Here is a 12,070-nt window from a genome sequence, read left to right as displayed (position 1 = left end):
CGCCCGGGGTCCTCGTGGACGTCGGCTGCGCGACCGGCTTTGCCCTGCGCGCCGCACGCGACCGGGGTTGGGACTGCCTGGGCATAGACGTGTCGGAGTTCGCGGTCAACTTCGCGAGGGAGCACTATGGGCTCAACGTCGTCAAGGGCACGCTCCGCGAAGCCGCTATACCGTCCGAAAGCGTGGACGCGCTCACCATGTGGGACCTCCTCGAGCATGTCCCTTCCCCAAGGCAGGAGTGCGTGGAGGCGAATCGCGTCCTCAAGCCCGGCGGAGTCCTCGCGCTCGCCACCCCGGACGCGGACTGCCCGTGCCCGTCTCCCGAAACCTGCGACCCGGCAAAGGCCGCCTTCTGGCAGGCCAAGCCCCCGGAACACATTCACTACTTCAGCCCGGCGACCATCTCGCGCCTTCTCGCAGAAACGGGCTTCTACGTGGTGAACCTTACGTCGTATGGTCCGGGCGACTGCCGCCTGGGGGCCATGGAAGTATACGCCCTGAAAGTGCGCGCGCTTCCGGGGCAGAAAGACGAACGATAACGGTGCGGGAGCAAGGGAGCAGCTCCGTGCGAGCAGGAATGTAGCAGAGGCGTTGCCACGTAAGTGAGGCCCGAATATCTCACGGCCGGGGTCGTCTAATCTGATTGGATGGCAACATCTGGGGATAGACGGGGACAGCGGTGCCGGGACGGCGCGCTGGCGGTCGGGTGGAGCCCTGATCGCAGGACGGCGCGACTGGGAGCGGGGCAGCACAGCGACGGCAGCGCGATTCTGCACCGTCCCGAGGAGTGGCGCAGCGGCGCACGGCACAATGCGGCGCGGAACCGTGCGGCGCAGCACAACAACGGGGCGCCCGGCACGGATGACCCGTGCAGATAAGGAGGGAATGGAGTTGGGCCTTCAGCAGCTCGGTAACGTCCCGGGTCGTCCCAGGGGAAGGGGACGGGCGGCCGGCGCGGTCGCAATACGCACGGTAGGCCTAACCCGGGTCTTCGGGCGTCACAAGGCCGTGGACTCGGTTAACCTCGAAATCAAGACGGGCGAGGTGTTCGGCTTCCTCGGTCCGAACGGAGCGGGCAAGACCACGACGATCAATATGATCCTCGGCCTCATCCGCCCGACGGCCGGCCGCGTCGAGATCCTGGGGCAGAAGGCTGAGTGGGCGTGTCCCGCGCTGCGGCGTCACGTAGGCTCGCTCCTCGACGGTATGCGGTTCTATCCGTATCTCTCCGGCCGCGACAACCTGCGCCTTTTCGCGGCAGCCCTGGGCAGCGTCGCGCCGCGCAGGATCGATGAGGTCCTCGAGCTCGTGGGGCTTGCGGCACGTGCGACTGACAGGGTGCGGGGCTATTCCCACGGGATGCTCCGGCGCCTCGGGCTCGCGCTCGCGTTGCTACGCGACCCGGTGGTACTGGTCCTCGACGAGCCCGCGAACGGACTCGACCCGGCCGGGATCAAGGAGATGCGCGACCTCATGAAGGCCCTCGCGGCGCAGGGCAAGGCGGTGTTCCTCTCAAGCCACCTGCTCCATGAGGTTGAGCTGATATGCGACAAGGTCGCGATCCTGCGGCGTGGGGTCGTGCTTGCCCAGGGACGAGTCGACGAGCTTCTCTGCGCGGCCCCTGCCCTGGAAATCGCCGTGGACCGCCCCGATGAGGCAGAGCGGATCTTGCTGCTGGAGGTCGGTGTCCAGGCAGGCACCGCCGCCAGCGACGCGGCGACTAGAAGCGGTGAGAGCGGCAAGAGCAGCAGCGGCCTTGGCGAGAGCCGCTTGGGTGCCGGGGTCGATGGGACGAGTGCGAGGGGTGCTGAGTGTGTCGGCGAGACCAGCGGCGAACGGCCGACGCCGCGCGTGCGCAGCGTCCGACGCGAGGGAGAGCGGATCATAGTTGAATATGAGCCATGCAACCGCCCCGGGCCGTCCCTGGGCGGAGCGGCAGCCCCGTCCGTCGGCCTGCATGGGCAAGCGGGCCGCAGCGGCGGGAGGGGCGATCCCGAGGGCCTTTTCGCGTACCGGGCCGTGGCGAGCCATCTCAATGCCAAGCTCGCCGCGCATAACCTGTTTGCTTACGAGATCAGGCCACGCCGCGCGGTCCTGGAGGATGTGTTCTTCGACGTGCTAGCAGAGGGCCACGAGGGGGAGAACGACAGCGCACGGGCAGTAGATGACGAGGCCGGGGCTCATGGCAGCAGTGGCCGCGGCGGCACCGTCAGCGAAGGGGAGCGTGCTGCCGGGCGGACGCGCTGCGCGACGGCACGGAACGACATGAAACGAGGTGAACGGCTGTGAGGTGGCTTGCCGTTGAGGTTTTCAAGCTGAGGCGGATGCGCGTCACCTGGGTGCTCCTGCTGATCATGGTGGCTTTCGAAGCCCTCATGATCGCAGCAATGGCCTACTGGGTAGAAACCTCGCCGGACGCGCGCAAGATCGCGGCCGAGGAACGGGAGCAGGCCGTCGCGGCCACGTCGTTCCCAGGGTCTATCCCGTCCACGCTCAGCTTCATCGCCTCGCTCGGGCCGCTGTTCGCCATCATCCTCGCCGCGCGGCTGGCAGGTGACGAGTATGCTTGGGGAACCGCAAAGCAGCTCGTGTCCATGGGCATGGGCAGGCAGGCTTACGTCGCGTCAAAGCTCGCGGGCGCGACGGCAGGATGCCTGTTCCTCCTAGCGGGCGGGCTCCTCGGCGGAGCCGTGGTATCGCTGATAGTCACCGCAGCCCTCGGGCGCGCGGCTGACCTCGACGCGCTCACGTTGAGTTTCCTCGCGCAGGTGGCCCAAGGGGCCGGCATCGCTTGGTTCGTTCTCGTGCTGTACTCCGCGCTCACCGTGTGCGTGGCCGGGGCAGCGCGATCGTCTGCCACCGCGACCGCCATCTGCATCCTGGTCTTCCTGCTCGAAGGCAGCCTGGTGGGCTCGCTCGCCACTCGGTTCGCCGCCGTAGCAAAGATAGCACCTTACACCATTGGGTACAACGTGAACAGGCTCGCGGCAGTGATCGAGCGCGGAGGCTTTTCCCAAGCAGCAGAGGCTACCCAGGCGCAAGGACAGGCGGCCGTGACGTCCGCGGCGTCGGCCGCAGGGGTCGCAGGCGCGTTCGTGGTGCTCGGCGTGTGGCTCGCCGTGTTCGTCTTGTGCTCGTTCCGGATCTTCAGCCGACAGGAGCTCGGCACGGACTAAGTATGGTGCTGTGGTTTTCGTCTCCTTTCTTGACGGCGCCACGGTTGCCGGTGCTTGCACGACGAGGCGTGCAGGATCGGGCTCCCCCGCGCGCCAAATCCGAGCGAGGCGCGCCGCAAGCGCCCCGTCCCCGGAGGGCAACGCCGGCAACCTTGGCCATGGCCCCCCGCGCCCACAAGTAGCGCGGACTCCTGGCGGAGCCTGTTGGATTTCCCCAGTAACTGCCGATCCGCGCAACCCCAGCAACGGTGTTTCGCGGGCTTCAGCGGGGCCGGGATGGCATGTGGACAAGTCGAGCATCCAGCGAAATGCGGGGAAGGCAGAGGAAGGATGGAAGGAGGTCGGGGGAGGAGGAGGCTCGCCACAGAACGTCGAAGATTTAAGTTAGGGGTCGAACATCCGGCTTACGAACGGCGCGGAACTTCTGCCCGCTTGCGACCCCCGGGCATTCGGAGGCCCGGGAGTCCGCGGGGCGGGGAATGGCGCAGGAACCCTATCCCAGGAGGCTCGTAGCTAGTGCGCGGCCGGCGCGCCGCCGGCCCTAAGTATGGCGCCATAAGTTTTCGTCTCCTTTCTTGACGGCGTTAGGGTTGCCGGTGCTTGCACGACGGGGCGTGGAGAATTCGGCTGTCTTAAGCGCCGAATTCGAACGAGGCGCGCCGCAAGCGCGCCGTCCCCGGAGGGCAACACCGGCAACCCTGGGCAGGACCGCCCCGCCGAAATGTAGCGCGAACTTTTGGCGACACACTTAGGTAGGGCTCGCGCCCCGGGAAGCCTCACCGGTGCCAAGGTGAAAGCAGGTCGGTCGCGTCGCTGGGGGTGAAAGAGCTGGAGCTGGTAACCGTCATCACGGCCGACATAATCCGGTCCAGGGGGGCCGGCGATCTCCTCGCTGCCCTGCCGAGCAAGGTCGCAGCGATCACCCATCCCCTCCTGATGACAACGTTCTCGCTGTCTCGCGGCGATGAGATTCAAGCAGTCTGCCGCGGGCCGCTTCAAGCACCCGAGCTGGTGCGGCAGCTCAGGTTCGCATGCCTGCCGCTGCGGCTCCGGATAGGGGTCGGGGTCGGCGAGATTGAAAGCAGCGAGCCCGGCATGCCCGGCGTGGCGGGCGCGCGTGACGGCTCCATCACCTCGTGGGACATGAATGGCTCCGCGTTCACGCGGGCCCGCGAGGCGCTGGAGTCCCTCGGCAAGGGCACCGTGCCACGCACCGCGGCGCGCTGCGGCGACCCGCTGCTCGATGAGGCGGCCAACGCTATCTGGGCTCTCAGCGACGCTATTCAGCGACGGTGGACCCGCGCGCAGTGGGAGGCCATTGACCGCTACGAGCGGCTCGGCACGTACGAGGCCGCAGGCAGGGCGCTCGGGATCGCCCTGCAGAACGTCCAGAAGCGGTGCAAGGCCGCGAGCTGGCCTGCCGTGAGACAGGGCGAGGAGGCGCTCCGGCGACTCGGTCAAGTGGCGTATGCCAAGCAATAGTTCACCTGCGCGAGGGCGAACCGGCGCGTTTCATCCCGGGCGGGGTTAAGCGGGTTAAAGGGGTTGATGTGCGTGACGTTCCTGCTCCTGGGCCTCCTCGCCCATGTGATCGCCGACTTCATGCTTCAGCCGAGCGACATGGTTGAGCGAAAGGAAAGGCGCAGGATCAGCGGATACCTGCGCCACGGCATGGTCGTGCTTGCGTGTGCGGCCGTCGCCTTCCACCCGTACGGCTTGGCCACGGCGGTCTTTCTGGCCGCGGCGGTAGCCGCCGCTCACACCATCATAGATTGGTGCAAGAACGCTGCTGACCGCGGCGCCTCCCCAGGACGCGCGTTAGGCCTCTTTGTGGCCGACCAGTGCGCGCACGTGGCCGTGCTGCTTGCCGTGCTGGAGCTCACGCCTGCGCGCATGATGCGCCCTTCCGAAAAGGTAGTGTGGTTCTATAAGGGCCTGCTCCTCCCCAAGACAGTGGCGGCCCTCGGCGCCGCAGGGCAAGCCGTCGCCATATCGCTTGACCGCGTGCTGATCGTGGCGATCGCGTACGTCGTCGCCGTGTTGGCGGGGGCGGTCTTCGTGCGGCGCGTGCTCGACGCGTTCTCCATCGGCGTGGAGCCACGCCTCGCCACGAGCGCCGGCCGCTACATCGGCATGGTGGAGAGGGCTCTCATGCTCACGCTCGTGCTCGTGGACGCCCTCCCGTCGATAGCGTTCGTGCTCACGGCGAAGTCGCTCGCGCGCTTCCAGGAGCTCAACGACATGAGGTTCGCGGAGTACTACCTCGTGGGCACGCTCACGAGCGCGTGCATCGCCCTCGCTGTAGGCATTGTTACGAAGGCGCTCATACCGGCGCTCTAGTCTCCGTGTACCTCCGTACCGCTGCGAGCTTTGGCTCCGCTTGCGCGCTATTGTGATGCTCGGCAGCAAGCCAAACGCCCGCGCGATCGGCGGGGGCGCCAGGATGTGACGGGATGTCCTAACAACTGGAGGGGAATCGTCCAGCCGGCCAGCGGGCTGCTACCGCCCGGTCTGGACCTCCCAAGCACTGCGACTGACTCGGCCGGCGCGGCGTGGCCTGCATCCCTGTCCGTGCGCTCGGCGTTGCTATTGGGAGGCGGAGACTCCGAGGTAAGCCTCGCGCACCGCTGGATCGTTGGCGAGATCCGCCGCATCGCCCTCCGCCGTAACGCGCCCGGTCTCCACGACATAGCCCCGGTGTGCCACGCTCAGGGCAACATTGGTGTTTTGCTCCGCCAGGAGCACGGCGATGCCGAGTTCGTGGAGCTGCCGCACGATGTCCGCCACCCGGTCCACCATCACGGGCGCGAGACCGAGCATGGGCTCGTCCAGCATCATCAGTTTGGGGCGGCTCATGAGGCCCCGGCCTATGGCGAGCATCTGTTGCTCTCCGCCTGACAGCGTGCCCGCGAGCTGCGATCGGCGCTCCCCCAGGACCGGGAAGTACCCATAGATCCGCTCTATATCCGCTTCGACCTCCCGGTCATTTCGGGTGAAAGCCCCTAGGATGAGGTTTTCTCTGACGGTGAGATCGGGGAAAACGCGGCGTCCCTCTGGCACGTGAGCGATCCCGGCTTTGACTATCTCGTGGGCCGAAAGCCCGTCGATTTTTCGGCCCAGGAAGACGATGCCGCCGCCCGCAGGCCTCACCAAGCCGGAGATGGCCTTCAGAAGGGTGCTCTTCCCGGCGCCGTTCGCGCCCACAAGGGCTACGATCTCCCCTTCCCGCACCGTCAGGCTCAACCTGTCTAGGGCCCGCACGCGTCCGTAATTCACAGTGAGATCGCGAATCTCAAGCATTGGCGCCTCTCCTCCCAAGATACACCTCGATCACGCGCGGATCTCGAGCTACCTGTGCCGGTGGGCCCTCGGCTATCTTGCGCCCGTGCTCGATGACGTGCAGGAAGTCGCACACACCCATCACGAGGCGCATGTTATGCTCCACGAGAAGCACGGTCACGCCCAGACCTCGCAGCCGCTCGATGGTTTCGGTGAGCCGCTGGGCCTCCTCGGGATTCATGCCTGCCGCGGGCTCGTCGAGGAGCAGCAGCCGCGGCTTCACCGCCAGCGCCAGGGCGATCTCGAGCTTCCGCTGTTCCCCGTACGGCAGGCTGGCCGCGGTCTGTTCCGCGCGGTCCCGAAGCTCAAGGAGATCAAGGATCTCGTCGACCTGCCTCTCGATGGATACAGAGCGCCGGGGCAGGCTCGCGAGCACTTTCCATAGAGTGTCGGGCAGCCTTAGGTGCATGGCTGTCCATATATTCTCGCGAACGGTGAGGTCCGGAAAGAGGCTCGTATGCTGAAAGGTTCGAACCATGCCCAGCGCAGCGAGCTGGTGTGGTTTGCGCCGCGTGACGTCCTGTCCTGCGAAGACCACGCGCCCGCCGCTCGGCACAAGGAAACCGGTGAGCGCGTTAAATATGGTCGTCTTCCCCGCTCCGTTGGGACCTATCAACCCGGTGACGCTTCCCTCCGGAACGGAGAAGCTGACGTCGTCGACTGCGACTAGGCCTCCGAACCTGACTGTCAAGCCGGTTACCTGGAGAAGCTGGCTAGGCAAGTTGCTCGCCCCCTCGTTTGCGGAGCGCGGCGCGGGCCAGACCCACCACTCCCGACGGCGCGTAAATGATGGTCAGCAGGAGTATGAGCCCGAATATCACGAGGCGGAAGTTGTCGGCCACTCGCAGGACCTCGGGGAGGAGAGTTACGAGCACGGCCCCGAGGATGGGCCCGATGAGCGTCCCTTCCCCGCCAATGATCACCATCGTTACGACGTTTAGGGTGATATAGGACTCTAGCGCCTTCGGGCTGATGAAATTGGTGTAGTGAGCGTTGAAGGCGCCGGCGACACCCGCGAGGACTGTCCCCAAAACAAAGGCGAGGAGCTTGAAACGGAAAGTGTCGATACCTACGGCTTCGGCCAGGTCGAAGTTCTGGCGCATGGCCACGAACGCCCTCCCTATCCGGGAGCTCGCCAAGCGCCAGGTAAGATACATCGTGAGGGCCAGCAGCGCGAGGGCCACGTAATAGTACGGCCGCTCGTCGCGGAAAACAAAACCGGCGAAGGCCAGAGGCGGAACGCCGGGTATGCCCATGGGCCCTTTGGTGAGAGACGTCCAGTTAGTCGCGACCAGTTGCAGGATGGCACCCAAGCCGAGGGTGGCTATGGCGAAATACGGGCCGCGAAGGCGCAGGGTCGGAAAGCCAACGGCCACCCCGAAGATGCCCGCGACGATCCCCCCGCCCAGGAGGGTGGCCCACGACGGAAATCCCAGGTTCAACGAGAGAAGGGCGGCCGTGTAACCGCCGATCCCGAAGAACGCCGCGTGCCCCAACGATTTCTCCCCCACGTAGCCGAGGATGAAGTTAAGAGAAAGCGCCAGGACAGCGTTGATCATCATGGCGATGCCGGTGTGTAGGTAATACGGGTTAGCAACACCTAGCGGCAACGCCACGGCGACGACTGCGATCGCCAGGATAGCGACGATGTGGGAAAGCTTCATGACGTTTCACCCTCGTTTCTGCCTCAACTGCCTCGAGTTCATTCCTGAACCCCGGTCCGCGTCAGGGTCCGGGCGCAACGCCCTCCCCTCGTCTCCTCGGCCTTGGCTACGCGCGCCTCATCCTGCGGCCCAACAGGCCCTCGGGCCGGAAGAGAAGCACCAACACCATGAGCGCGTAGCCGATGGCGTCCTTGTAGGCTGCGGAGATGAACCCCGCGCCCAGCGCCTCGGCCACGCCCAGCACCAGGCCGCCGAGGATCGCACCGGGGATGTTCCCGAGCCCGCCCAGGATCACCACGGATAGCCCCTTAAGGAGAGCCATGCGCCCCATGAACGGGTCGACCGTGGCCTTCGGTGCCACGAGCGCCCCGGCGAGCCCCGCGAGCGCAGCGGAGAGGCCGAACGTCAGAATGTAAACGCGATCTATATCGATGCCCATCAAGGCAGCGGTCTGCCGGTCTCGCGCCACGGCCCGCATGGCGAGCCCGTATTTCCCGCGCTTGATGAACACGGTAAGCAGCAAGGTTGCAAGGCCGGCCACGACTGCGATGAGGATATCCTGCTTTGTAATCACGAGCCCCGCCAGGACGATAGGCTCGTAAGCGTAAGGGGAGCTGAGGAGGTACGGGTCCGGACCGAACACCGCAAGCGCGCCGTTCTGGACGACGAGTGAGACGGCCAGGGTGGCGAGGAACGGGGCCCAGATGGATGCACGGCGGTTCCTTAGTGGCCGCAGGACCAAGCGGTCTGTCATCACTCCGGCTATGGCCATCGCCACGAGAGCAACCGCTATCCCGCCGAGATAGCCGACCCGTTCAGCTGCGAGATATGTGAAGAACGCACCGAGCATGTACAGCTCCCCATGGGCGAAGTTGATGACGCGCCCAATGCCGAAGCTGATGGTGAGCCCCAGCGCTAGGAGCGCATATACGAGCCCCATGACCAGGCCGTTCAGTGTCTGTTGCGCCAGGAGCCAAAACACAAAGGATCCCTTCTTTCACACTTTCGCATGGTCCGCGCCGCTGCACTGTTGGCACGGAGGCAGCCCGGAAAGAGCGCCGGCCGGGACACGATACGGACCACGATACGGACGAGGACAGCAGCGCCGGGCAGCAGGGGGCGCCGCACCCGCCCGCCGCACCCGCCACGCGGCCCGCCACGCGGATGCGGCCCCCCGCTGCTTCATCCCCTGCCCCCCGCCCGGCAACAACAATGCGGTCCCTTAGATTCGGTGAGGTCGCCTCCAGGCCTTCCCCTTCCCTGAGATCGCCTTCACCGTGTTCACTTGGAGATGACGAACTTACCGTTCTTCACCACGGCGATCCGGCTGTCGATCTGGACCTGACCCTTCTCGTCGAACCAGAGATGACCGCGCGGCCCATCGAAGGTGGCCTTGCTCAGGGCGTCACGCACGCTCGCCGGCGTGTAGTCCTTCGCGCCCTTGAGCGCCTCGATGACGAGCCATGCCGCCTCCCAGCCCTGGACCGCGAACTTGGTCTCGGGCAGTTTCTTGTATTCGGCTTTGTACAGCTTCAGGAACTCCACCGACTTCGCATCGTCGAAGTCCACGGACCAGTCCAGCGGGAAGTATATTCCCTCGGCCGCTGGGCCTGCCAGCCGCAGGAACTCATCGGTGGCGGCCTCAGCGGACGCTACTATATTACCTGTGAGGTTGAGCGCCCGGAGCTGCTTAACTATGATCGACGCCCGCACCGAGTCGGCCACGATGTACACAACGTCGGGCTTGAGAGCCTTGATCTTCACGAGCTCCGCAGAGAAATCGGTGGCCGTGGGCTCAAAGAACGCGGTGTACACGGTCTTCGGGTTTCCGTACTTCGCGTATTCCTGCTGCGCCGCCTCGACCGTGGAACGCCCAAGGTCTTCGTTGCTTGCTATGAAAGCCACCGTCTTGGCGTTGAGCTTGCGGGCCACGAACTCGGCAAACACGGTCTCTCTCATGGCCGCGGTTGCGGTCGCGCGGAACATGTACTTATCGCCGATCTCCGTGAGCTTCGGGGTCATGGAGACTGGCGTTATAAGGGGCACGTGCTCCCGCATTGTGATTTGCTGAACGGCCGCCGTTGGAGAGGACCCGACGGCACCGATGATCACCGGGACCTTGTCGCCCGAGATCAACCTCTTGGCCGCAGAGACGGCCTCTTCGGGCACGTTTCGGTCGTCGTACACCACGAGCTCGAGCTTGTTGCCTTTGACGCCTCCGGAATCGTTCGCGACCTTGACTGCGAGCTTGATGCCTTCGGCCACCGCGTTACCTATGGAAGCCAGGTTACCGGTAAGGGGTGTGATCACGCCGATCTTGATCGTCCCCGCGGCCCATGCGCCGCTGCCCATAGAAAGCGACAGCGAAAGGAGCATCACCAGGAACAAGGGAAGCAACGTCTTCTTCAGCACTCTCGACATCTCCTGCACACCTCCTGCTTTGATTCGAGCCTGCGGCTCTTGCTCGATGACTTGGCATGTTCGGCTTCAGTCTTCGATCTTCTCCAGAGGATGTCCGAGCCCGGTCATGACCTCGTAGAACGTCGGGAACGATATGGCGTAATACTCCGCTGTATCGATCACCGTCTCGCCCTTGGCGACGAGGCCGGCGACGGCCGTCGCCATGATGATACGATGGTCGTGGTTGCCGAATATCTCCGCGCCGTGCAGCTCAGACCGCTCGATGATGATGGCGTCCGCCTCTTCCGTGATGCGCGCCCCCATCTTTCGGAGCTCTCTTGCGATGACACGGCTACGGTCTGTCTCTTTCAGGCGCGAAGCGCCAAGGTTCCGAAGGACGGTCCGTCCGCTGGCTTGGGTGCCAAGGACGGCAAGGATTGGCGGCGCGTCCGGGATGTCGCGGCAGTCGATCTCAACCCCGTGGAGCTCGCGGCCGCCCTTGACACGGATCCCGTCGAGGCCGTAGTTGCGCACCTCAACCTCCGCGCCCATCTCTTGGAGAATGTCGATGATCACCTTGTCACCTTGATAATCACGGGTGTCCATGCCGAGGATCGTAACGTCCGAGTCGGTTATGGCCGCCGCGACCAACGGGAAGCAAGCCGATTCCCAGTCCGCGGGGATTGTCTCGTGGAAGGGGCGGTACCGCTGTCCGCCGTACACCTTGAACCAGCGCATGCCATCCATTTCAAACCGGATGCCCTGCCGTTCGAGCCACCCGAGGGTCATCGCGATGTATGGCCGCTCTTGCAAGTTCTCCACTATCACCTCCGTCGCGCCGTCGGCCAGTGGCCCCGCGAGAAGGAGTGGCGTGAGCCACTGCGAGTTGATCCCGGGAAGCGTGGTGCTACCCCCCTTTATCCTGCCCCTTACCACCAACGGAGCGCTCCCGTTGCCGCGGGTTGAGAACGCCGTCGCGCCGAGGGTGACCAGGCTGCCAAGGAGCGGGCCGGCGGGGCGATAACGGATCTGGTAGTCGCCGGTGATCACCGTGTACCCGTCTGGGATCAAGGCGGCCATGGCCGTCACGATGTACAGGGTGGTGCCTGAGTTGCCGACATCCAGCACATTGGAGGGAAGGCGCGGGGTTCCTACGCCAGTAACGATCCAGCGATCGGGGAGGTTCTCGATCTGGGCTCCAAACCCGCGGCAGACCTCACATGTCGATAGGCAGTCCCGGCTTGGCACCGGGTTCTCGATGACCGAGGTTCCCTCGGCCATTGTGGCGATGGCTACGGCACGGGTGGTGTTGGACTTTGATCCTGGGATTCTTGCAGTGCCTTTAAGATTTCCTGGAGTGACCCGAAGCTTCATCGTACATCCCTTCCTACCTGCGACTCTTTCAACAATCTCTGGGCCGTCCATGTGTGTGAATGTAGCGCGGTTCGAGCGCGGCGTGCGCGGGGTGCACGGAGTGATTGGGACGCAGAC

General features: G+C 65.0%; 11 protein-coding genes. 5 read left to right on the top strand and 6 right to left on the bottom strand.

The genetic code is table 11. From position 1 onward, the window contains the following. The 5 genes from GX515_08180 to GX515_08160 all read left to right on the top strand — a co-directional run. Positions 1–539 (top strand): class I SAM-dependent methyltransferase (locus GX515_08180; protein HHY32976.1); only part of this gene is annotated, 539 nt, incomplete at its 5' end. Positions 540–885: 346 nt separating this feature from the next. Continuing rightward, on the top strand, positions 886–2,289 hold the full coding sequence (locus tag GX515_08175; protein HHY32975.1) for an ATP-binding cassette domain-containing protein: 1,404 nt from the start codon (positions 886–888) through the stop codon (positions 2,287–2,289). Next, positions 2,286–3,176: an ABC transporter permease subunit gene (locus GX515_08170; protein HHY32974.1), complete on the top strand. Its 891-nt coding sequence runs from the start codon at positions 2,286–2,288 to the stop codon at positions 3,174–3,176. The genes GX515_08175 and GX515_08170 overlap by 4 nt, the downstream gene beginning before the upstream one ends. Positions 3,177–3,995: 819 nt before the next feature. Next, positions 3,996–4,658 (top strand): SatD, encoded by a 663-nt coding sequence (locus tag GX515_08165; protein HHY32973.1) that lies wholly within the window; start codon positions 3,996–3,998, stop codon positions 4,656–4,658. A 72-nt stretch (positions 4,659–4,730) separates the two neighbouring features. After that, the gene (locus GX515_08160; protein ID HHY32972.1) at positions 4,731–5,516 is read left to right on the top strand and encodes a DUF3307 domain-containing protein; all 786 of its coding nucleotides are present in this window, start codon (positions 4,731–4,733) and stop codon (positions 5,514–5,516) included. A gap of 246 nt (positions 5,517–5,762) precedes the next feature. Here the strand turns inward: GX515_08160 and GX515_08155 are convergent, their stop codons facing one another. The 6 genes from GX515_08155 to aroA all read right to left on the bottom strand — a co-directional run bounded on the left by GX515_08155 (position 5,763) and on the right by aroA (position 11,953). Further along, positions 5,763–6,476, bottom strand: a complete 714-nt coding sequence (locus GX515_08155; protein ID HHY32971.1) for an ABC transporter ATP-binding protein — start codon at positions 6,474–6,476, stop codon at positions 5,763–5,765. Further along, on the bottom strand, positions 6,469–7,236 hold the full coding sequence (locus GX515_08150; GenBank protein HHY32970.1) for an ABC transporter ATP-binding protein: 768 nt from the start codon (positions 7,234–7,236) through the stop codon (positions 6,469–6,471). The genes GX515_08155 and GX515_08150 overlap by 8 nt, the downstream gene beginning before the upstream one ends. Beyond that, positions 7,229–8,179: a branched-chain amino acid ABC transporter permease gene (locus GX515_08145; GenBank protein ID HHY32969.1), complete on the bottom strand. Its 951-nt coding sequence runs from the start codon at positions 8,177–8,179 to the stop codon at positions 7,229–7,231. The genes GX515_08150 and GX515_08145 overlap by 8 nt, the downstream gene beginning before the upstream one ends. A 106-nt stretch (positions 8,180–8,285) precedes the next feature. Beyond that, positions 8,286–9,161: a branched-chain amino acid ABC transporter permease gene (locus GX515_08140; protein HHY32968.1), complete on the bottom strand. Its 876-nt coding sequence runs from the start codon at positions 9,159–9,161 to the stop codon at positions 8,286–8,288. Between the two features lie 299 nt (positions 9,162–9,460). Next, positions 9,461–10,600, bottom strand: a complete 1,140-nt coding sequence (locus tag GX515_08135; GenBank protein HHY32967.1) for an ABC transporter substrate-binding protein — start codon at positions 10,598–10,600, stop codon at positions 9,461–9,463. A gap of 66 nt (positions 10,601–10,666) precedes the next feature. After that, a complete protein-coding gene (aroA, locus tag GX515_08130; protein ID HHY32966.1) occupies positions 10,667–11,953 on the bottom strand; it encodes a 3-phosphoshikimate 1-carboxyvinyltransferase in 1,287 nt (428 codons plus the stop codon). Positions 11,954–12,070 lie beyond the last annotated feature (117 nt).

It is taken from the genome of Bacillota bacterium (assembly GCA_012842395.1).
Lineage (GTDB): Bacteria > Bacillota > SHA-98 > UBA4971 > UBA4971 > UBA6256.
This window is presented reverse-complemented; position numbering and strand designations above follow the sequence as displayed.